This window comes from Arthrobacter sp. Z5-13, assembly GCF_056499105.1.
In genome coordinates this window covers 3,971,556-3,992,072 of the sequence record NZ_CP096460.1, presented here as the reverse complement: position 1 = coordinate 3,992,072, position 20,517 = coordinate 3,971,556, and the positions used below count along the sequence as shown (strand labels likewise).

General features: G+C 61.8%; 18 protein-coding genes and 1 pseudogene. 6 read left to right on the top strand and 13 right to left on the bottom strand.

Annotated elements, in window-relative coordinates; genetic code table 11:
- The first annotated feature begins 162 nt into the window (after positions 1–162).
- The 3 genes from M1E02_RS18575 (at position 163) to M1E02_RS18565 (ending at position 4,237) form a co-directional block, all read left to right on the top strand.
- Positions 163–1,689, top strand: a complete 1,527-nt coding sequence (locus M1E02_RS18575) for an aldehyde dehydrogenase family protein (RefSeq protein ID WP_479375654.1) — start codon at positions 163–165, stop codon at positions 1,687–1,689.
- A complete protein-coding gene (rfaE2, locus tag M1E02_RS18570) occupies positions 1,686–3,212 on the top strand; it encodes a D-glycero-beta-D-manno-heptose 1-phosphate adenylyltransferase (RefSeq protein ID WP_479375653.1) in 1,527 nt (508 codons plus the stop codon). Before M1E02_RS18575 ends, rfaE2 begins: the two co-directional genes overlap by 4 nt.
- Before the next feature lie 86 nt (positions 3,213–3,298).
- Positions 3,299–4,237: a spermidine synthase gene (locus M1E02_RS18565; protein ID WP_479375652.1), complete on the top strand. Its 939-nt coding sequence runs from the start codon at positions 3,299–3,301 to the stop codon at positions 4,235–4,237.
- On the opposite strand, the gene M1E02_RS18560 is transcribed toward M1E02_RS18565, so the two are convergent.
- Complete coding sequence (locus M1E02_RS18560) at positions 4,234–5,130, bottom strand: LysR family transcriptional regulator (RefSeq protein WP_479375651.1); 897 nt, start codon at positions 5,128–5,130, stop codon at positions 4,234–4,236. The genes M1E02_RS18565 and M1E02_RS18560 overlap by 4 nt on opposite strands.
- A 112-nt stretch (positions 5,131–5,242) precedes the next feature.
- Between M1E02_RS18560 and M1E02_RS18555 the strand changes: the two genes are divergently transcribed.
- Complete coding sequence (locus M1E02_RS18555; RefSeq protein WP_479375650.1) at positions 5,243–6,010, top strand: 3-hydroxybutyrate dehydrogenase; 768 nt, start codon at positions 5,243–5,245, stop codon at positions 6,008–6,010.
- A 39-nt stretch (positions 6,011–6,049) separates the two neighbouring features.
- Here the strand turns inward: M1E02_RS18555 and M1E02_RS18550 are convergent.
- The 12 genes and pseudogenes from M1E02_RS18550 to M1E02_RS18495 form a co-directional block, all read right to left on the bottom strand.
- A pseudogene (locus tag M1E02_RS18550) lies at positions 6,050–6,578 on the bottom strand (LysE family translocator); the annotation flags it as partial.
- Between the two features lie 627 nt (positions 6,579–7,205).
- Positions 7,206–7,889, bottom strand: coding sequence for a GntR family transcriptional regulator (locus tag M1E02_RS18545; RefSeq protein WP_479375649.1), 684 nt, complete (start codon positions 7,887–7,889; stop codon positions 7,206–7,208).
- A gap of 121 nt (positions 7,890–8,010) precedes the next feature.
- Positions 8,011–8,775 (bottom strand): amino acid ABC transporter ATP-binding protein, encoded by a 765-nt coding sequence (locus tag M1E02_RS18540; protein ID WP_479375648.1) that lies wholly within the window; start codon positions 8,773–8,775, stop codon positions 8,011–8,013.
- Positions 8,772–9,704: an amino acid ABC transporter permease gene (locus M1E02_RS18535; RefSeq protein ID WP_479375647.1), complete on the bottom strand. Its 933-nt coding sequence runs from the start codon at positions 9,702–9,704 to the stop codon at positions 8,772–8,774. The genes M1E02_RS18540 and M1E02_RS18535 overlap by 4 nt, the downstream gene beginning before the upstream one ends.
- A 9-nt stretch (positions 9,705–9,713) precedes the next feature.
- Complete coding sequence (locus tag M1E02_RS18530; RefSeq protein WP_479375646.1) at positions 9,714–10,640, bottom strand: ABC transporter substrate-binding protein; 927 nt, start codon at positions 10,638–10,640, stop codon at positions 9,714–9,716.
- Positions 10,641–10,808: 168 nt separating this feature from the next.
- Complete coding sequence (locus tag M1E02_RS18525) at positions 10,809–11,525, bottom strand: GntR family transcriptional regulator (RefSeq protein WP_479375645.1); 717 nt, start codon at positions 11,523–11,525, stop codon at positions 10,809–10,811.
- 43 nt (positions 11,526–11,568) lie between these two features.
- Positions 11,569–13,023, bottom strand: coding sequence for an NAD-dependent succinate-semialdehyde dehydrogenase (locus M1E02_RS18520; protein WP_479375644.1), 1,455 nt, complete (start codon positions 13,021–13,023; stop codon positions 11,569–11,571).
- A gap of 29 nt (positions 13,024–13,052) precedes the next feature.
- Positions 13,053–14,306, bottom strand: a complete 1,254-nt coding sequence (locus M1E02_RS18515; protein ID WP_479375643.1) for an aspartate aminotransferase family protein — start codon at positions 14,304–14,306, stop codon at positions 13,053–13,055.
- Positions 14,307–14,381: 75 nt separating this feature from the next.
- Positions 14,382–15,515, bottom strand: coding sequence for an N-methyl-L-tryptophan oxidase (gene solA, locus M1E02_RS18510; protein WP_479375642.1), 1,134 nt, complete (start codon positions 15,513–15,515; stop codon positions 14,382–14,384).
- Positions 15,516–15,517: 2 nt separating this feature from the next.
- Complete coding sequence (locus tag M1E02_RS18505; protein WP_479375641.1) at positions 15,518–16,285, bottom strand: amino acid ABC transporter ATP-binding protein; 768 nt, start codon at positions 16,283–16,285, stop codon at positions 15,518–15,520.
- Positions 16,282–17,178 (bottom strand): amino acid ABC transporter permease, encoded by an 897-nt coding sequence (locus M1E02_RS18500; protein ID WP_479375640.1) that lies wholly within the window; start codon positions 17,176–17,178, stop codon positions 16,282–16,284. Before M1E02_RS18500 ends, M1E02_RS18505 begins: the two co-directional genes overlap by 4 nt.
- A gap of 48 nt (positions 17,179–17,226) precedes the next feature.
- On the bottom strand, positions 17,227–18,156 hold the full coding sequence (locus M1E02_RS18495) for an ABC transporter substrate-binding protein (protein WP_479375639.1): 930 nt from the start codon (positions 18,154–18,156) through the stop codon (positions 17,227–17,229).
- Positions 18,157–18,513: 357 nt separating this feature from the next.
- On the opposite strand from M1E02_RS18495, the gene M1E02_RS18490 reads away from it, so the two are divergent.
- Positions 18,514–19,188, top strand: a complete 675-nt coding sequence (locus tag M1E02_RS18490; protein ID WP_479375638.1) for a haloacid dehalogenase type II — start codon at positions 18,514–18,516, stop codon at positions 19,186–19,188.
- 27 nt (positions 19,189–19,215) lie between these two features.
- Positions 19,216–20,493 (top strand): NAD(P)/FAD-dependent oxidoreductase, encoded by a 1,278-nt coding sequence (locus tag M1E02_RS18485; protein WP_479375637.1) that lies wholly within the window; start codon positions 19,216–19,218, stop codon positions 20,491–20,493.
- The last annotated feature ends 24 nt before the right edge of the window (positions 20,494–20,517 follow it).

The following is a 20,517-nucleotide window of genomic DNA, read 5'->3' as shown; positions in this document are numbered from 1 at the left end:
CTACTGGCAAAGTACCCACTCCTTCCGCTCCAAAACGAGTTCGCGTTTTGGTGTCTAAAAAGCCCTCCCGAGGGGTACGGACACGGGATAAGAACGTCTTGCAGCTACTGCTTCCCACCCCTTACCCTGGGGGCCGGGGAGCGCCTGCCGAGGAGGAGTGCGATGTCTACAGTTGTCCAGCGAGTCCGTACCGCCGAGGTGGAAGGAATCACCATTTACGATCCGCGGACCGGAGACCTGGTAGGTACCTTGCAGGAAGCGGCTCCCTTGGATATCCGACGAGCCGTCAACGCCGCCCGTGACGCCCAGGAAGGGTGGGGTGCCACGTCTCCCTCTGACCGCGGACGCCGCCTGAGGGAAGCCGCGCTCGCCTTGAACGCCGCGGCGGCCGAGCTCGCTGAGTTGAACGCCCGGGAAACAGGGCGGCCTGTGGAAGAAGCTCTGGCCGGCATTGCGGCAGGCGTCTCAACGTTGGAGCAATATGCGGAGCTGGGGCCAGTCCACCGCGGCCATAGCCTGAGAGGTAACCTTCTGGCTTCCGACTACACCGTTGCCGAACCCCGTGGCGTTGCCGCTCTTTTGACGCCTTGGAACGATCCCGTTGCTGTGGCCTGCGGACTGATCGGGGCCGCCCTGGTGACCGGGAATACGGTGATCCACAAGCCAAGCGAACGGTGCCCGCACCTTGGTGTACTGCTTGGCGAGGTTCTGGCACCAGTATTCCCGCCGGACGTTCTGATAACTCTTACAGGCGGCCCGGAGATCGGAACCCTCCTGACCGAACAAGCGGGAGTGGCAGTGGTGGCGCACGTCGGCTCCAGCGAAGCCGGGGCAAAGATTGCGCGCACGTCGCTGCAGAACGCGGCCCATGTGATCAGGGAAAACGGCGGCAACGATCCCCTTCTGGTGGATGACGACGTCGACCCCGTCTGGGCGGCCCGGCAGGCTGCCATCGGCGCGTTCAGCAACAGCGGGCAGATCTGCACCTCAGTGGAACGCATCTATGTTCACCGTTCCATCGCGGACGCATTCTGCACAGCCCTGGAGGCGGAGGCGCGCCAAAGGAACGACGCCGGTGCCTTGGCGCCGCTGGTGGATCTCCGCATGCGGGAGGCCGTCCACCAGCAGGTGGAGGCTGCCCTGGAACAGGGAGCCAAGGCGATTGAAGGGGGCGAGGTGCCGGAAGGCCCGGGCGCTTATTACCCGGCGACCGTTCTGCTGAACTGCACTGGCGGCATGGGCATCATGAAAAAAGAGACGTTCGGGCCCGTGGCGCCGGTGCAGGTGGTGGACACTTTCGACGAGGGCCTGGCCCTGGCTGCGGGAGGACGCTACGGCCTGGCCGCCACGGTACTCACGGGAAGGATCGCACACGCCCAGCGCGCCATAGCAGGACTCCCGGTGGGCACTGTGAAGATCAACGAGGTCTTTGGCGGGGCACCGGGCGGCTCAGCCCAACCCCGGGGCGAGAGCGGCGATGGCTTCGGGTACGGGCCGGAACTGCTGGATGAATTCACCCGCGTCAAGGTTGTCCACATCGCCGCTGCCCCGGAGGCTGACTCCGCCCCGGAAGTTGCCGCTCCTGAGGCTGACACCGCTCCTGAAGCTGAGGCCGCTCCGGCAACCGTCGCGCTTGTTCGCACAGAGGGTTCCGCCGTCGTCGATGGCAGCGTGGACGGTCAGCCATGACGGAACTCTCCGAGCAGCGGGGCCTCGCGGACTGGCTGCCCGGAAGGCTGGCCGCCACATCTCCTGCCATTACCGTGATGGGCGACGTCATGCTCGATGGCTGGTGGAGCGGTGCCATTAACCGTTTCTGCCGTGAAGCGCCGGCACCGGTGGTGGAAATCAACCGCAGGGATTTCGCCCCCGGAGGCGCCGCCAACACCGCCATGAACCTAGCTGCGTTGGGGGCCCGAGTCAGTATTGCGGGAATAATCGGCCGGGATGAGGCAGGCCGGGAACTCAAGCGGCAGTTGCAGGCCGCAGGCGTGGACGTCCGGAACCTGGTGGACCATGCAGATATGATCACCACCACCAAGACCCGCGTCAGCAGCGGAGGTCAGGTGCTGCTCCGTTTCGATGATGCCGCCCGGGCCATTCCCCTGGAGGCGTTGAATGCGCTGGCGGATGCTGTGGGCGATTCCATCAAGGGACAGGATGCCGTTGTCCTGTGCGATTACAGTTCGGGATCGCTTGAGGGTCCGGTCCGCAGCGCCCTCCTGGATGTTCTTTCCGACCGGCAGACGGGACTTCTGGCCGTAGTTGACGCCCATGATCCGCGCCCTTGGGCACCCCTACAACCGGACCTTGTGACGCCCAACGCGCAGGAGGCTGCACGGCTGCTGGGCCTTGGCTTGTCCGACGAAGACGACCGCCCCGCCGTGATCGAGAGCAACCGGGACCGGCTCATCGAAGCAACGGGGGCGAAGGCGGTGGTAGTCACACTGGACCGGGACGGCACGTTGCTGCTGCCAGCGGCAGGCACCACCCACCGCACCTGGGCACGGCCGGCTGCCGAAAAGCAGGCTTCAGGGGCGGGGGACACCTTCGTGGCTGCCCTGACTCTGGCTCGGACCGCGTCCCTGCCCCTCACCACCAGCCTTGATCTCGCCCAGGCTGCCGCCGACGTCGTGGTTCACCATGCCGGTACCTCGGTGTGCGGCACGGCGGAACTCAGCCGGTACCTCGAAAGCTTCGCGGATACCGCGCTCAGTGCTGACGAACTGGTACGCCACATTCGAGGCCACCGCAGCGACGGCCGGAGGATCGTGCTCACCAACGGCTGCTTCGACGTGCTGCACCGCGGCCACACGAGATACCTCAACCAGGCCAAGCAATTGGGCGACATCCTGGTGGTGGCGCTCAACAGCGACGATTCCGTCCGGAAACTCAAAGGTCCCGGCCGGCCGATCAATACGGTGGCCGACCGGGCAGCAGTCATCGCCGCGTTGAGCTGCGTGGACTATGTGACGGTTTTCGATACGCCGACCCCTATTCCCTTGATCGAGATGGTCCAGCCCGAGATCTACGCCAAGGGTGGCGATTACACTCCGGAGATGCTCGCGGAGACCCAGGCTGTGGAGAGCTACGGCGGCAAGGTGACCATCCTGGATTACGTCGCAGAACTCTCCACCACCGCCGTGGTGGAGCGAATCCGGAAGGGCGATAGCGCTGCACTTGGAAACAGCGGCATTAACGGTGCTGGTTAGCGACGCTGCTGCCACGGCGGTGCTGTGAACCAGCGTTCACGTATCAGCAACTAGGGTTAAGGCATGAGTAAAGCAGTGGCCGGCTGATGGGGCGGAAGGGTAGAGCCGGTAGAACCTCCGGAAGCACAACGGCCGGAAAATCAGAGCCGGGCGTGGTGGAGATACCTAAAGGAACCCGCCCGGAGGGACCTGCGGAAGGCGTCTATTACATCGACACCGGCGACTGCCAGCTGATCGCTGACCAGGACAACTCATCAGGCTGGCTCCTGCGGATCAACGGGGTGATGAGCTCCCACATTGACCTGGCCGATCCGCTCCTCCTCGAATTCGAGTACATGCGCTGGATGTCCGCCTTGGTTGAATCACGCTGGCCGCCGGAGTCCAAACCCAAGCTGCGGCTACTGCACCTGGGCGGCGGCGCGTGCTCCCTGGCCAGGTATTTCCATGCCTCCTATCCCGAGGCCCGCCAGGTGGTGGTGGAACTGGACGGCAAACTGGCCGAATATGTCCGCGGCTGGTTCGATCTGCCCAAAGCCCCCATGCTGCGCCTGCGCGTGGGTGAAGCCCGCGAGGTGACAGAAACCCTCACTCCGGATACCCGGGACGTCATCATCAGGGACGTCTTTGCCGGCGCGTTCACCCCGCGCTCCCTGACCACGCGGGAATTCAACCAGCACGCCCGACGGGTCCTCGCCCCCGGCGGAATCTACATTGTGAACTCGGGAGACGCGCCTGATCTGAAAAATGCCCGGGAAGACGCCGCCACCATTGCCGCTACCTTCGAGCACACCATGATCATTGCGGACCCGGCCATGCTCAAGGGCCGCCGCTACGGCAACATGGTGATGGCCGGGAGTGACCAGCGGTTCGATGACGATCCCCAGCTGACCCGTCGGCTCCTGGGCGGCGGCGTGCCCGCGCATATCTGGGACGATACCAAGGTGCGTGCTTTCGCGGCCGGTTCGCCGATCCGCCACGATCCTGTCGAGCTGCCGGAAACGGTGGAGACCGCTAACGTTCCCTAAGCCATACCCAGCAGCGCTTTGCGGTGCGCCACTGTCTGCTCACGCAAGCCATGGACGACGGCGGCGACGGCGGGGCGGCGCATCGAATCCGGGCGCAGGACCATCCAGTAGGGGAGTCGCTCTGCGAACTTCTCCGGCATCAGCCGCACCAGATCCTCGTGCAGATCGCCCATAAAGCACGGCAGGAATCCGATTCCGGCCCCGGCGCGGGTGGCCTCCACATGGACGAAAACATTGGTGGAGCTGAGCCCGTCCTTCATCTCCGGAACCAGTCTGCGCGGAGCATCAAGATCATCCACCTGCAGCATCGAGTCCACAAAGTAGACCAGGGGATGTTCGGCGAGTTCCGCCACGGTGGCCGGGGTCCCGTTGGCGGCGAGATATCTCTTTGAGGCATACATTCCCAGCACGTATTCGCCCAGACGGAACGCCTCGGCGCGATGGACCTGGGGCTCTCCGACCACCACCTCGATGTCCAGGCCGGACCGCTGTTGCAGCGCCCGCCTGGTCACCGTCACGATTTCCACGCTCAGCCCGGGATGATTCTTACGCAGCCGCGCCACTGCCGGGGCGGCAATGTAAGCGCTGAAGCCATCAGTAGCGGTCATGCGGACGACGCCGGTAATCGGGTCAGGCGCCTTGCCTGACGGACCCAGCGTGTCCACAGCCGCCTCCACCTGCTCAGCGACTGCCACGGCCTGGGCGCCGAGCTCGGTCAGTTCCCAGCCGCCCGCAGCGCGGGCCAGCACCCGGCCTCCGAGAGTTTTTTCCAACGCCGCTATCCGGCGTGAAACGGTGGTGTGGTTCAGACCCAAAGCCTGGGCCGCCGTCGTGAATTTTGCCGAGCGGGATACCGCGAGCAGCACCAGCAGGTCGTCAGGATTAATGTCCATATCTGCAATTCTGCACAGGAGTGCTGCTTCATTGCCCATTGAACCGCAACATCCGGAAAGTAATACTCAGGAATGCACAATCCTGCTGGTTTGGGGGGCGTTGATCTAAGGAATGACTGGGACCATGGAAAAGGAAAACATGCTGAACGGCAGGAAAGCGCTGGTCACGGGCGGCGCGAGCGGAATCGGAGCGGCCTGCGTGCGGGCTCTTGCTGATGATGGTGCGAAGGTTGTGGTGGCTGATGTGGACCAGGCCGGGGCCACAGCTTTGGCCGACGAAGTGGGTGGCACAGCCTGGGCGGTGGACCTGCTGGACGTCGGATCGCTGGAGGCACTGAGCCTGGACTGCGACATCCTGGTCAATAACGCCGGAATCCAGCGCATCAACCCCCTGCACGAGTTCGACCCTGCTGATTTCCGGCAGCTGCTTGCCCTCATGCTGGAAGCGCCGTTCCTCCTCATCCGCGCAGCCCTTCCGCACATGTATGCGAACGGCTTTGGGCGCATCATCAACGTTTCCTCGGTCCACGGGATCCGCGCGTCTCCCTTCAAGGGCGCCTATGTTGCCGCCAAACACGGCCTCGAGGGACTGAGTAAGGTAACGGCCCTTGAAGGTGGGGAACACGGGGTAACGTCCAATTGCATCAACCCGGGCTACGTCCGCACGCCGCTGGTGGAATCCCAGATAGCCGATCAGGCCAAGGTCCACGGGATTCCGGAGGCCGAAGTCCTGGCAAAGGTCATGCTGACAGAGAGCGCAGTGAAGCGCCTGGTTGAACCCGAAGAGGTAGCTTCGCTGGTTGCCTGGCTGGCCTCCGAGCACGCCGGGATGGTGACCGGCGCCAGCTACACGATGGACGGCGGCTGGTCGGCACGGTAGCTGGCCGGGGCGAGGGCTTGGACCTAGGTTTTGGACCCAGGTTTTGGTGCCGGTCAGGGCGAGAGCGCCACCCAAGCCGATCATCATCACACCGCCGGTGGTTCCCACGGTCGCTACCCTTCGCGGGGAGCGCGCAAACCATTGCCGGGCTGTCCCCGCGGCAAGCGCCCAGACGCTGTCGGACACCACAGCTATCAGCAGGAAAACCAGGCCCAGGGTGGCAAGCTGCCAGGGAATTGCGCCTGCGGAGTAGTCAACGAACTGCGGCAGCACGGCCACGAAAAACATCAACGACTTTGGATTAGTGGCCCCCCACAAGCGTGCCTTCCCTGAGGACACGCCCGGTGGAGGACCCGCGGACCGGGTCCGTCGTCGTACCCTGTCCACGGTGCCTGATGGCCCGGATGCCCAAGTAGACCAAATACGCCGCGCCGGCGAATTTGATCACGGTGAAAAGCACCACTGATTGGGTCAGGACGACGCCGAGACCCACGGCCACCGCTGCTACCTGGACCAGTTCTCCGAGGGTATTGCCCAGTACACTCAGCAATCCGCCTTTGCGTCCCATTTTGGAACCGGCGGCGGATCACCAGCCTGGTGTCAGCCGCCCGGCTTCCCTCTTTCCCGGGCGAGGATAACCAGCTCCCTGGAAACAGCTTCAAGGCGATCCGCCCTTGAAGCCGGCACTCTCTCCCGGCGTTTCGGCTCCTGGCGTTTCGGTCCGGGGGAAAACTGATGAGACTGAGCAGGTACGCGGGAGTGGCCTGCCGGCCGCTCGGGCTCCAAAGCAGTAAGAGGGTCGTGGAAGATCAGCTCCGCTCCCCGTGGAAAGGGAGTTGCTGCTAACAACGGCTCAGCCAAGGGACATGCCCAAGTCAACATGGAGGGCGAAGAGCAAGGAACCCAGAGCAACCAGGCCGGTACAGACCTGAAACAAGGTGCTGTCGCTGAATGTCTTCCCCAGCCTTGTGCCGGGAGCTGAGCGCGGAAAGCCTAAGACGGCGCATGAGCTGGTTAGGAGTGCGGCCGCGATGAGCACGCTCAGGCTCAACATGACGGCCCCGGAGATTCACCGTGGTTTTGTAGCATTCTCCGCTGCCTTTCCGGTTCCACTCTTGTCCACTGGGCGGAATGCCCTTATGGCATCCTATCGTCAACTGTTGACAATTACTAGAGAGAAAACCGAGTTTGCAGGCTAGGCCTTCTCTTTCCTCTGCCCGGTGAGATCGTCAACGGCGGTTTGCATGTGCCGTTTGATGGCCTTGAGGAGTCCTGTTTTGTTGCCCGACGCCAAGAGGTCCAGTAGCTTCTGGTGTTCCTCCACCAAGGCGTCAATACGGGGGTAGGCCACTTCCAGGTTGAGGATACACATTCTCGATTCCGCTGCCAGGGTCTGGTAGATCCGGATCAGGCGGCTGTTGCCTGTTCCCGAGACGAAGGCGGTGTGAAACTGCATGTCCAGCCGTGCAATGGCCTGCCAGTCCGATGCGGCAACCTGCTTGGCCATGTCCTCGATGATGCCCGTCAGAATCTGGCAGGTGTCCTTCACCCGCTCATCGCCGGCAGCCAGCAAAGCTTCGGCCGCCGTTGTTTCCACGGCTTCCCGGACCGCGTAGATCTCCTTGATGTCCTCGTTGGAGAGCTGCAGGACGAACACTCCCCGGTTGCGATGACTGACTAGGAGACCCTCCTGGGACAACCGCTGCAGTGCCTCACGGACCGGACCCCTGGACGAATGCAGCTGGCTTGCCAGGACAGATTCATTGATCTGCTCACCTGGACGGAAAATCCCCTGGACAATCTGTTCCCGCAACTGATCAGCGATCAGCTGAGCAGTGGGCCTTCCTTCCAGCTCAAACAGTCCCTCAAGTGCCGCCATTGCTATCCCCTCACTTCATTTTTGGGCTATTACCTTCATAGACAGTATTGGACTCGTGGCCCTTCAAACGGCATCGGGCGCCGATCACTGCCAGTTTCCCGTCCATCAGAGCCCCTTCTCCTCAGAGCACCATGTTCAGGAAGGCCTGCGTGCGTAGTTCCTTGGGGTCGGCAAGGACCTCACGGGCGTCACCGCGTTCCACAACAGAACCGTCGTCCATGAAGATCAGCGAGTCTGCCACTTCGCGGGCGAAGCCCATCTCATGGGTGACCACCACCATGGTCATGCCCTTCTTGGCGAGGTCCTTCATGACGGCGAGGACTTCGCCAACTTTTTCCGGGTCCAGTGCGGAGGTGGGTTCGTCAAACAAGATGATGCTCGGTTCCATTGCCAGCGACCTGGCCATGGCCACACGTTGCTGCTGACCGCCTGAGAGCTGCGCCGGGAAGTAATCCCGAAACCCGCTCAGGCCAACACTGGCGAGCAGCTGGTGGGCCTGCTTGGCGGCTTCCTGCTTATCGCCTTTCACGAGGACTGGTCCGGCCATGATGTTTTCCTGTGCACTCATGTTCGGAAAGAGGTTGAACTGCTGGAACACCATGCCTACCTTGGTGCGCTGCTCAGCCAGCTTTTTGCGGCTCACGGCGTGGTAGGCGTGGTCCGTCTCGTAATACCCGAAGTCCTCGCCATTAACCTTCAGGACGCCCGAGTCCACCGTCTCCAGGCCATTGATACAGCGCAGCAGCGTGGATTTGCCGGAACCGCTGGGGCCGATGATGCAGCAGATCTCGCCACTGGCTATTTCCAGGTCAATGTCCTTCAGGACTGTCTTGGGGCCGAAGGACTTCCGGATTCCCCGGGCAAAAATCGTTCCGTCGTCGCTCATCGGGCAATACCCTCCGGGTCAGTGAGCTGAACGGGTTTGGCCTTTCGGGGAAGCCTGGAGGTCGCTCGGGAGTACTTCTGTTCGAGCTTGGACTGGGGGTAGCTCAGCAGCAGAGTCATCACCAGGTACCAGAGGCTGGCCACGATCAGCAGCGGAATGGTCTCATAAGTGCGGGCGTAGATCAGCTGGGCGCTTTGAAGCAGTTCCGCGACGCCCAGCACACTCACAAGGGAGGTTTCCTTGAACATTCCAATGACCTGGTTACCGGTGGCCGGGATGATTGAGGGCATCGCCTGCGGAATGACCACCTTGCGCATCTTCATCGCACCGCTCATACCAAGGGAATCTGCTGCTTCAATCTGGCCCTTGCCCACCGACGAGAACCCGCCACGGATGATCTCGGCCATGTACGCGGCCTCATTGAGGGTCAAGCCGACCAGTGCCGCCGTGATCGGTGCCATCAGAGTGTTCATATCAATTGCTGTGCTGATGTCCGTAAACGGAATGCCGATCGACAGGTTCGGGTAGAGGGCAGCAACGTTGAACCAGAAAATGAGCTGCACCAGGACGGGCGTGCCACGGAAAATGGTGATGTAGACGCCCGCCGTGGCCGCAATGGGTTTGATGCTGGAGGACCTCATGATCGCAAGCGCCAGCCCCAGGAGGGTTCCAAGTGCCATGCTGGCCACCGTCAGGAAGATGGTGAGCATGAGCCCGCGGATGATTGTTTCGTGGGTAAAGTACCGGGCAACCACACCCCACTTGAAGTTGGGATTGGTTGATACGGAGATCAGGATGCCCAGCCCCACCAGTGTGGACAGCACCCACGCGACGTACTCGGAAGTACTTCGCCGCCGCAGCCTGGGTTTGAGGGCCGGGTCCATGACACCCGTGGATTCCTCATTTGCTTGACGAACTATTTTCAGCACGGCGTCCCTCTAGTTCAGCTTTGCTTCGGTTATGGCGCCTTCTTCGAGGCCCCAGTTGGCGAGTGACTTCTTGTATTCGGGGCTATCAAGGACACTCTGCGTGGCCTTCTGCAATGCCGGCGTCAAGGGCGATCCCTTTTTCAGGCCAATAGCCACCACATGGTCCGAACGCGTGTCCACCTGCGGGGTCAGGACCGTGAAAGTATCCGGCTGCTGTTCGTCTGCCCAGACAAGCGAAACAGTGTCATACAGGATGCCGTCGACGCGCTTGGAGGCCAGCTGGGTCAGGGCTTCCTGGACGTTGGGAAGCGTAACGCCGCTGATGGCCGGCTTGCCCTTTTCCTCGCACGTCCACTTCGAGACGTTCGGCAGGTGCTTCAGCTGGGCGTTCGAACCCTTGGTGACGGCAATGTTCTTGCCGCACATGTCAGCATTGGTGATGTTCAGCGGGTTGCCGTGGGCAACTGCAAGAGAAAGCCCTCCGTTGAAGTAGTCGATCATGTCCAGGACGTTCAGGCGCTCCTCCGTCGGGGACATGGTGGTGGCGGTGAAGTCATAACGGCCGCCGTCGATACCGGGAATGATCGTGTCGAACGCCGTGTTCTCGAACTTCAGCTTCAGTCCAAGCTTCTTGGCAATCAGACGCGCCACATCCGGGTTCAGCCCGATAGGAGTGGTGTTGTCATCAGCCAGGAACGTCGTCGGCGGGTAGTGCAGGTCCATTGCCACTGTCAGTTCGCCCTTGTCCTTGAAGGACTGCGGCAGAAGCTTGACGGCGGCCTCGTCAGGCTGGATCCCTTCAGAGATATCGGCCGTGTTCGAGGTCTTGGAGCCGATACCACCGGGGTCGTTGCTGGCGCTCGGCCCGCACGCACTGAGTACCAGCAAAGCTGCCGCTGCTCCAGCCCAAGCCTTGACTCTGTTTCCGGGTTTCATGCTTACCTCCTATGCACGTCCCCCGCCGTTCTGTAGTTACAATGCAACCACCCAAATAGCAGATCGTCGACAGTTCACATGATCTTTCTTTGCGGGATCTCCCCGCGTGCGGCCAGTAAGCAAGGAGAAGGCCAGTTCAGATTGATCTGGCCTTCTCCTTTAAGGGCTTTATGAAATTTGTGCCGGGGAGGCCTGGACTGCGCTTCCCGGATCTTCTGTGGACGATGTGAGGTCCTCAACCGCCTTTTGCATGTGCCGTGCGATGGCTTCGTGGAGGGCTTCCCTGTCGCCTGCCGCCAATAGATCCAGAAGGTTCTGGTGTTCCTGGACCAAGACGTCGATCCGGGGGTAAGCGACGGCGAGGTTGAGGATGCACATCCTCGATTCCGCTGCGAGGGTCTCGTAAATGCGGATCAGGCGGGTGTTGCCTGCCCCGGACACGAAGGCGGTGTGGAACTGCATATCCAGCCGCGCAATTGCCTGCCAGTCGGATACCGCTACCTGCTTGGCCATGTCTTCGATGACTGACGTCAAGACCTGGCAGGTGTCGTCCACCTGTTCCTGGCCGCCATCCAGCAGGGCGTCCGCAGCGGTGGTTTCCACAGCCTCGCGGACTGCGTAGATCTCCCTGACGTCATCAATGGCAAGCTCCAGGACGAACACTCCCCGGTTCCTACGGCTGACCAGGATTCCTTCCTGGCACAGCCGCTGCAACGCCTCACGGACAGGTCCCCGTGATGTGTTGAGCTGGCTTGCCAGGACAGACTCATTGATCTGCTCTCCCGGACGGAACATCCCCTGGACAATTTGTTCCCGCAACTGGTCTGCGATCAGTTGCGCCGTGGGCCTTCCTTCCAGTGCAAACAGTGCTCCTGGTGCCGCCATTGACATCCCCCTCGTCTCGCTTTTTGGCATTACTACATAGTTTCTAGATTGCTATTGCTGTGTATTTGTATTCAAGGAATTCCTCGATGCCGATCTTGCCGCCTTCGCGTCCGAGTCCGGATTGTTTGATGCCGCCGAAGGGGGCTATCGGGTTGGAGACGAGGCCGGTGTTGATGCCGACCATTCCCACTTCGAGTTCGGCGGAGAACCGCAGGGTCTTGGCGGTGCTTTCGGTGAACACGTAGCCCACCAGGCCCCATTCGGTGTCGTTGGCTGCGCGGAGCACGTCGTCTTCGCTGTCGAAGGTGGTGATGGCGGCGACGGGTCCGAAGATCTCGGTGTGCATCAGGTCCGCGTCCAGGCTCACGTCGGTCAGGACGGTGGGGGTGTAGAAGTAGCCGGGGCCTTCGGGGCGGTTGCCGCCGGTGAGGACTTTAGCGCCCTTGGACACGGCGTCGGCGACGAGGGCCTGGACCTTGTCCAGGCCCTTCTGTTCGATCAGGGGACCGACGTCGGTTCCTTCCAGGGCGCCGTTGCCGACCTGCAGTTCGGATATTTTCTTCGCGAACTTCTCGCTGAATTCGGTAACGACTGAGCGGTGCACGAAGAAACGGTTCGCGGCGGTGCAGGCCTCGCCCATGTTCCGCATCTTCGCTTTCATGGCCCCGTCGACTGCTTTCTCGATGTCGGCGTCGGCCAGGACGATGAACGGGGCGTTCCCGCCCAGTTCCATCGAGGAGCGCATCACGTTCTCCGCGGCCTGCTTCAGCAGGATCTTGCCCACCCCGGTGGAGCCGGTGAAGCTGATCTTCCGGGCGATGCCGCTGGCCGTCCAGTTCTCCACCACGGGAGCGGCGCTGGCGGTGGTCACGACGTTCAGCACCCCGTCCGGCAGGCCGGCCTGGCGGAAGATGTCCACCAGGGCAAGGGAAGTCAGCGGGGTCAGTTCGGCAGGCTTGAACACCATGGTGCAGCCGGCCGCGACCGCGGGGGCGATCTTGCGTGCCCCCATTGCCAGCGGGAAGTTCCACGGGGTCACCAGCACCGACGGACCCACGGGTTCCTTGGTGATCATGATCCGGGTGTTGCCGTCCACCGAGGTGGTGTTGTCCCCGCCGATCCGGACGGCCTCTTCGGAGAACCAGCGGAGCATCTCTGCCCCGTACACCACCTCCCCCTTCGCTTCGGCAAGGGGTTTGCCCATCTCCGCGGTCATGATCGCCGCCAACCGGTCGGTATTGGCAAGGACCAGCTCGAACGCGCGGCGCAGGATGTCCGCCCGTTCCCGCGGAGCGGACTTACCCCACGCCGCCTGGGCACGGCCCGCTGCCTGGATGGCCAGGGCCGCGTCCTCGGGACCACCATCGGCCACGTGGGCAATGACTTCATTTGTGGCCGGGTTCTCAACAGGGAACGTCGCCCCGCTGCTGGCCTTCTGCCATACGCCATCTATAAACAGGTCGGTGTAGAGGGTACTGGGATCAAATGAAGTGCTCATGTCACGCTTTCAATGATGGAAGGGAAGGATTAGGAGGTGGCCGTCTTCAGTGCCTGGGTGAACCTGGTCAGGCCGGCCTGGATCTCGTCGCTGGTGACGTTCAGCGCCGGGATGATGCGGACAACGTTGCCGTGGGGTCCGCAGGTGAGGAGGAGAAGTTCTTCCTTGATGGCGGCCTGCTGGACGGCCAGTGCAGAAGCCGCGTCAGGAGTGTTGTCTGCAGCGGTGAATTCGACACCTTGCATAAGGCCGCGGCCGCGGACATTGCCGATTCCGGTGAATTCCGTCTTGAGCAGGTCAAGTCCTGCGCGGAGTTCGTCGCCCCGGAGCAGGGCATTCTGGACCAGGTTCTCGCGCTCGATGACGCCGAGGGTTGCCACACCGGCTGCGGCGGCGACGGCGTTTCCGCCGTAGGTGCCGCCCTGTGAACCTGCCCAGGCCTTGCCCATCAGCTCAGTGGAAGCTGCGATGGCTGAGATGGGGAAGCCACTGGCGAGTCCTTTCGCGGTGATGACAACGTCAGGGGTGATGCCTGCCCAGTCGTGGCCCCAGAACTTTCCGGTGCGGCCTACGCCGGCCTGGACCTCGTCGAGGATGAGCACGATGCCGTGGCGGTCAGCGCGTTCCCGCAGTCCCTGCAGGAAGGCCGGGGGAGTGGGGATGTACCCGCCGTCGCCCAGGACCGGTTCGATGATGAAACCTGCAGTGTCTGCGGGGCTGCTGATGCTCAGGAGGAGGTGGTCCAGTTCCTTCAGCGCGAAGTTGACTGCGGTTTCCTCATCCCAGCCGTACCGGTAGGAGTGCGGGAAGGGTGAGATGTGCACTCCGCCCATGAGGGGGGAGAAGCCTGAGCGGAATTTGGTGCCGGCCGTGGTGAGCGACGCGGCTCCAACTGTGCGGCCGTGGAAGCCGCCGTGGAAGGAAATGATGTTGGGGCGCCCGGTGGCCATGCGTGCCAGGCGTACTGAAGCTTCCACTGCCTCGGAGCCGGACGTTGCATAGAAAACGCTGTCCAGCCCCGAGGGCAGGAACTCTCCCAGTTTTTCGGTGAGCTCAAGCAAGGGCTTGTGCATCACGGTGGTGTACTGGGCATGGACAATCTTGCCCACCTGCTCGCGTGCTGCCGCTACAACGTCGGGGTGGCAGTGACCCGTGCTGGTGACACCGATTCCAGTGGTGAAATCGAGGTACTTTTTCCCGTCGGTCGCGTGGATCCAGCTGCCAAGGGCGTGGTCTACGACGACGGGGGTAGCTTGCTTGAGGAGGGGACTGAGAGTTGCCATGGCTTCATACTTTCGTAGGGGTTGTAGATTGTCAACAATTAGCGGAGTGATCCGCGTCAAACACTTGCTGGACGACTAGCTCGTCTTGAAGCGTTCGGGCCTGACGAAAGCCAGGCCATCAAAGGGCCGCTTGCCCAAGGCTTCGTTTGCGGCGATCTCTCCGTAACCCGTAGCCATTTTGAAGCCCCCGCCGGAAAAGCCTGTGGCGAGGTAGATTTTGCTCTGCTCGTTCAGGTGCCCGAGCAGGGGATTGCCGTCTTTGGTGTAGAGATCAGGGAAGGCGTCGGAGCGGACGATGTTGGGGAACAGCCCCGGGAAGAACTCGGTGACCGTTTCCATGGTTTCCGAGATTTCCGCGGCTGTTAGTTCCCTGACGACGGAATCCGGCCCGGACGCCCGTTCCGATCTGCCATCCAGGGTCGCTTTCACGGTGACGCCGTCAACAGCCGGCGCCCCGTACATGGAGCGGTCCCCGGAGATCCGGATGAAGATGGGGAACTTTTCCGGCGAGAAATCTGCTGCGTCCCGGGCAACGAACCAGGAAAGATAATTCCGCCGTGTTTCGGTTGCTGCCTTCAGGTAATCGGGCATCAGGCGCTGGGACCAGCCGCCGGAGGAGACGATGACGTTCTCGAAGGTCCAGGACTTATCACCCGAGGTGATGACGACGCCGTCGACGGTTTCCGTGATGCTGTCGATCGGGGTGTTCGTGTGGATGGTTGCGCCGTTGGCTTCCGCTGCGGCGACCGCCGCCGTCACTGCACGGTCGGTGCGCAGCGCGCCGCCGTTGGGATCGTAAACGGCGACGTCGTCCGGGCGGAGGTTGTGCTGGGGGTAGCGTTCGGCCATCTCCTCGCGGCTGAGGATCTGGTGCTCGGCGCCGTTTGCCCTGGTGGTTTCGAGCAGCCTTGGGATGTAGGGCCCGTCTTTGGTGCCGATGGAGAGTCCACCGCAGCGGGTCAGAATGCTCTGGCCCGTTTCGGCTTCGAGCTCCGCCCACAGGTCACGGGAGCGCTTGAGGATGGGGTAGAAGTCAGGGACTCCGCGGTAGAGCATGCGGAAGAGCCTGGTATCGCCGCCGACGGCGCTGCGGCCGTGGGCGGGAGCATGGGCTTCGAATCCGACGACGGAATCGGACAGGCGTGAGGCCTGCCAGAGCGCCATGGAACCGATACTGCCCAGGCCGATGACGGCGAGTTTTCCATCCACGGTTAGAGCACCTGCTGCAGGAACGCCTGGGTGCGGGGTTCCTGCGGGTTGGACAGGACTTCCCGGGCGTCCCCGCGTTCGACGACGTAGCCGTCGTCCATGAAGATCAGCGAGTCGGCCACTTCGCGGGCGAAGCCCATTTCGTGGGTGACCACCACCATGGTCATGCCCTTCTTCGCGAGATCCTTCATGACGGCCAGGACCTCACCGACCTTTTCGGGGTCCAGCGCGGAGGTGGGCTCGTCAAAGAGCATGATCTCCGGGTCCATCGCCAGTGAACGGGCGATCGCGACACGCTGCTGCTGTCCGCCGGAAAGCTGGGCCGGGTAGTAGTCCCCGAAGCCGGCCAGACCGACGCTCGCGAGCAGTTCCTGGGCCCGCTTGGCGGACTCCTTCTTGTTTGCGCCCTTGACCAGGACAGGTCCGGACATGACGTTTTCCAGGGCGGTCATGTTCGGGAACAGGTTGAACGACTGGAACACCATCCCAACCCGGGTGCGCTGCTCGGCGAGCTTCTTGGGACTGTGCGCGTGGTAGGCGTGGGCAGTCTCGTAGTAGCCGAAGTCCTCGCCGTTGACCTTCAGAACCCCTGAGTCAACGGTCTCCAGGCCGTTGATGCAGCGCAGGATAGTGGACTTCCCCGAGCCGCTGGGGCCGATGATGCAGCAGATCTCTCCGCTGGCGATATCCAGGTTGATGTCCTTCAGAACCGTTTTGGGTCCAAAAGACTTCCGGATTTTCTGGGCAAGAATCGTGCCGTCGTTGCTCATCGAAGGTTACCTTCCGGTTCTGTCAGCACAACTTTTTTCGCCTTCCGAGGAAGCCTGGATGTTGCGCGGGAGTATTTCTGTTCGAGCTTGGACTGCGGGTAGCTCAGCAGCAGCGTCATCACCAGGTACCAGAGGCTGGCAACGAGCAGCAGCGGGATGGTTTCATAAGTGCGGGCGTAGATGAGCTGGGCGCTTTGGAGCAGTTCGGCCACACCGAGCACACTCACGAGAGACGTTCCCTTGAACATGCCGATGACCTGGTTACCGGTGGCCGGGATGATGGAGGGCATCGCCTGCGGGATGATGACCTTGCGCATCCTGGTGCCGGCGCTCATCCCCAGCGAATCAGCTGCCTCGATCTGGCCCTTGCCCACTGAGGAGAACCCGCCGCGGATGATCTCGGCCATGTAGGCGGCCTCGTTGAGGGTCAGGCCGACCAAGGCTGCCGTGATGGGTGCCATCAGGGCGTTCGTGTCGATCGCGGTGCCGATGTTCGTGAACGGGATTCCGATGGTCAGGTTCGGGTACAAGGCGGAGATGTTGAACCAGAAGATCAGCTGTACCAGCACCGGGGTGCCACGGAAAAGCGTGATGTAGATATTTGCGGCGATGGAAATCGGCTTCACGTGGGATGAGCGCATGATCGCCAGTCCCAGTCCCAGCAGCGTGCCCAGGGCCATGCTGGCAAGGGTGAGGAAGATCGTGAGCATCAGCCCACGGAGGATGGATTCGTGCGTGAAGTACTGGGCAACCACGCCCCACTTGAAGTTGGGGTTGGTCAGGACCGAGACGAGGATTCCGATGCCGGCAAGAATGGCCAGGACCCATCCTGTGTACTCAGCGGGTGTCCGAAGCCGAATCCGTGGCTTGAGCGCTGCTTCAATGCTACTCATCGTTGGTTCACTCCCTTTTTTAGTAGCTGTGACCATGGAGGCGTCCTGCTAGTTCAGCTTGGCGTCGGTGATGGCCCCGGACTCGAGACCCCAGTTCTCCAGGGACTCCTTGTACTCCGGAGTTTCAAGGACGGACTGGATGGCCTTCTGCAAGGCCGGGGTCAGCGGAGAGTTCTTCTTCAGGCCAATGGCCGTCACGTCGCTGTTGCCGACGTTGACGCGGCCGATCAGTTCGAAGGAGCCCGGCTGCTGCTTCTGGGCCCAACCGAGGGAGGTGGTGTCGTAGAGGACGCCGTCGATCCGCTTGGAGTGCAGCTGGGTCAGGGCCTCCTGGACGTTGGGCAGTGTCACGCCGTTGATCGCAGGCTGTCCCTTGGAGGTGCAGGTCTGCTCGCTCAGGGCCGGAAGGCGCTTGAGCTGGCCGGTTGAACCCTGGGTGACGGCGATGTTCTTGCCGCACAGGGTCTCGACGGTGAGCTTCAGCGGGTTCCCTGCAGCCGCGGCCACAGAGTTGCCGGCCTTGAAGTAGTCGATCATGTCCAGGACCTTAAGCCGCTCTTCAGTCTTTGACATGGTGGTAGCGGTGAAGTCGAAGCGGCCGCCGTCAAGGCCCGGGACGATCGTGTCGAACTTCGTGTCCACGAACTTCAGCTTGAGGTCAAGCTTCTTCGCAACGAGCCGGGCCACGTCTGGATTGAGGCCAATCGCGGTGGTGTTGTCCTCAGCGAGGAAGGTGGTGGGCGGGTAGTGCAGGTCCATCGCGACCGTCAGCTCGCCCTTGTCCTTGTAGGACTGCGGCAACAAGGCCACAGCTGCCGCATCCGGCTGGACACCTTCTGAAATGTCAGTCGTGTCGGAGGTCTTTGACTTTGCGTCATCAGATGCCGGTGTGCCGGTGGCAGCGCCGCCACATGCACTCAGGGCGAATACGACGGCGAGCCCTGCGGCTGCGGTCTGAACTTTGTTGATGGTCTTCATGGTGCTTCCCTTCAAATGGTTTCAGCTGTTGTTGATTTGCTGAGTTGGGGGCAGTCTTTTGATTGTTGCTCCATGCGGTTGTGATCAGGATCTCGTTCCGCATCTAAAGCAATGCAACAGGTCCAATCGCCGATTGTCAACAATTGACGATAAATAAATTGAGTATTTCTCCAGTGGTGTGCTACTTGCGAAAGGGTCTCAAAAAGAACTGTTGACAATCTACAATCGCAGATCTAGAGTCGAGAAGAGCCGGCAAAGCAGCCTGATAAACCCTAGGAACCGCTGGCGCAGACCACAGGAAGGCGGCAGGCCACACATCCGGGCCTCCCGTTCAAGACCGAATGAAACGGACGAATCATGGCAGACACCAACTCCCGGCCGAAGTACATATCTTTTGATATCTACGGCACGTTGATCAACTTCGACATCGATCCCACCACGCGTCGCCTCCTTGACGGACGCATCTCTGAAGAGCAGTGGCCTGCCTTCAAGAAGCAGTTCCGCGGGTACCGGTTCGACGAGGTCTGTGGCGACTACAAGTCTTACGAGGCAATCCTTCAGGATTCCTTTGACCGGGTGTGCAAGCGCTGGGGCATTGGGCCGACCGAAGGCGCCGGCGCCGCATTCGCTGACGCTGTCCGCGGCTGGGTTGCCCATGAGGACGTGCCGGCCCCGCTGAAGCTCATGGGCGACAACTACAAGCTGGTGGCCCTGTCCAACGCCGACGACAGCTTCCTGGACATCAGCATCCCCAAGCTCGGCGCTGAATTCCACGCCGTGCTGACGGCTGAGCAGGCCCAGGCCTACAAGCCGCGTTACCAGGCCTTCGAATACATGCTCGATACCCTGAACGCCAAGCCGGAGGACTTCCTGCACATCTCCTCGCACACCCGCTACGACGTACACCCGATGCACGACATGGGCTTCCGGAACCTCTGGCTGCTGGACCGTGGCTATGACCCCATTGGCCCGGGCTACGACCTCAACATTGCCAAGTCCCTGGACGAGATCAACAAGCACCTCGGTCTCTAAACCGACTTCGAGGCGAAAGGTCAAACCGTGAAACTCATTCCTTACTGGCTGGATACAGCCGAAGCATCCGGAGACTACCGGCAGACGCCGGTACCGGAGAATGTCGACGTCGCCATCATCGGCGCCGGATTTACCGGGCTGTCAGCAGCCCTGGAATTTGCCAAGCAGGGCGCGAGCGTTGCCGTTTTCGAACGCCACACCGTAGGGTGGGGCGCGTCGGGACGCAACGGGGGAATGGCAACTACCGGGTTGGCCATCAGCTTCAGCACGGCCGTCAAGCGCTACGGCGCCACCCGTGCCGTGGAGATGTTCCAGGAATACAACGACGCCATCGACACCATTGAAAAACTGGTGCATGACAACGGCATCGACTGCGACTACAACCGCTTTGGAAAGCTCTCCCTGGCCTTCCACAAGTCCCACTACGAGGGCTTCCTGAGGTCGCAGGAAAAACTGGCAAAGCTGGCCGACCACCATGTGACGGTTATCCCGAAGTCCGAGATCCACAGTGAAATCGGAACGGACTTCTACCAGGGCGCGATGGTTGATCCCCTCGGCGCTGGCCTGCACGTGGGCAAGTTCGTGCACGGCTTGGCCGGAGTGGCTGTTGCCGCTGGAGCCGATATCTGTGAGAACGCTGCGGTGACGGAACTGAAGAAGGTCTCCGGTACTGTGCACGACGTGCACACCACCCGTGGCATCACCCGCGCCAAGCAGGTCCTGGTGGCCACCAGCGGTTACACCGGCAACGTCACGCCATGGCTGCAGCGCCGCGTGATCCCCGTGGGCAGCTTCATCATTGTCACTGACCCATTGCCCGAAGACGTGGTCAACCGGATCCTGCCCAACCGCCGCCAGGCCTCGGACAGCAAGATGCTGACCTACTACTTCCGGATTACCCCGGATAACCGTCTGCTGTTCGGCGGCCGGGCCCGTTTCGCCCTGTCCAGCCCGGATTCGGACGTCAAGAGCGCCGAGATCCTCCGCAAGGCCATGCTTGAACTCTTCCCGTACCTTTCCAACGCCAAGGTGGACTACATCTGGGGCGGGCTGGTGGACCTGTCCATGGACCAGATGGTCCATGCTGGCCAGCATGACGGCCTTTTCTACTCGCTCTGCTACAGCGGCCACGGCGTCCAGATGGCAGCGCACATGGGTAAGCGGATGGCCCACTACATGGCCGGCGACAAGAGCGCCAACGTGTGGGAAGACCTGAAGAATCCGCCAGTGCCGGGACACTTCGGCCCGCCATGGTTCCTGCCCTTCATTGGCGCAGCGGCAAAAATTATCGACCGAGTCAAATAGACGTTTCTCACCTCCAGGCAAGAT

Excerpts from the sequence above, each read along its gene's own strand:
- M1E02_RS18575 (WP_479375654.1), top strand. The coding sequence starts at position 163 with ATGTCTACAGTTGTCCAGCGAGTCCGTACCGCCGAGGTGGAAGGAATC.
- rfaE2 (WP_479375653.1), top strand. The coding sequence starts at position 1,686 with ATGACGGAACTCTCCGAGCAGCGGGGCCTCGCGGACTGGCTGCCCGGA.
- M1E02_RS18565 (WP_479375652.1), top strand. The coding sequence starts at position 3,299 with ATGGGGCGGAAGGGTAGAGCCGGTAGAACCTCCGGAAGCACAACGGCC.
- M1E02_RS18560 (WP_479375651.1), bottom strand. The coding sequence starts at position 5,130 with ATGGACATTAATCCTGACGACCTGCTGGTGCTGCTCGCGGTATCCCGC.
- M1E02_RS18555 (WP_479375650.1), top strand. The coding sequence starts at position 5,243 with ATGACTGGGACCATGGAAAAGGAAAACATGCTGAACGGCAGGAAAGCG.
- M1E02_RS18545 (WP_479375649.1), bottom strand. The coding sequence starts at position 7,889 with ATGGCGGCACTTGAGGGACTGTTTGAGCTGGAAGGAAGGCCCACTGCT.
- M1E02_RS18540 (WP_479375648.1), bottom strand. The coding sequence starts at position 8,775 with ATGAGCGACGACGGAACGATTTTTGCCCGGGGAATCCGGAAGTCCTTC.
- M1E02_RS18530 (WP_479375646.1), bottom strand. The coding sequence starts at position 10,640 with ATGAAACCCGGAAACAGAGTCAAGGCTTGGGCTGGAGCAGCGGCAGCT.
- M1E02_RS18525 (WP_479375645.1), bottom strand. The coding sequence starts at position 11,525 with ATGGCGGCACCAGGAGCACTGTTTGCACTGGAAGGAAGGCCCACGGCG.
- M1E02_RS18520 (WP_479375644.1), bottom strand. The coding sequence starts at position 13,023 with ATGAGCACTTCATTTGATCCCAGTACCCTCTACACCGACCTGTTTATA.
- M1E02_RS18515 (WP_479375643.1), bottom strand. The coding sequence starts at position 14,306 with ATGGCAACTCTCAGTCCCCTCCTCAAGCAAGCTACCCCCGTCGTCGTA.
- M1E02_RS18505 (WP_479375641.1), bottom strand. The coding sequence starts at position 16,285 with ATGAGCAACGACGGCACGATTCTTGCCCAGAAAATCCGGAAGTCTTTT.
- M1E02_RS18500 (WP_479375640.1), bottom strand. The coding sequence starts at position 17,178 with ATGAGTAGCATTGAAGCAGCGCTCAAGCCACGGATTCGGCTTCGGACA.
- M1E02_RS18495 (WP_479375639.1), bottom strand. The coding sequence starts at position 18,156 with ATGAAGACCATCAACAAAGTTCAGACCGCAGCCGCAGGGCTCGCCGTC.
- M1E02_RS18490 (WP_479375638.1), top strand. The coding sequence starts at position 18,514 with ATGGCAGACACCAACTCCCGGCCGAAGTACATATCTTTTGATATCTAC.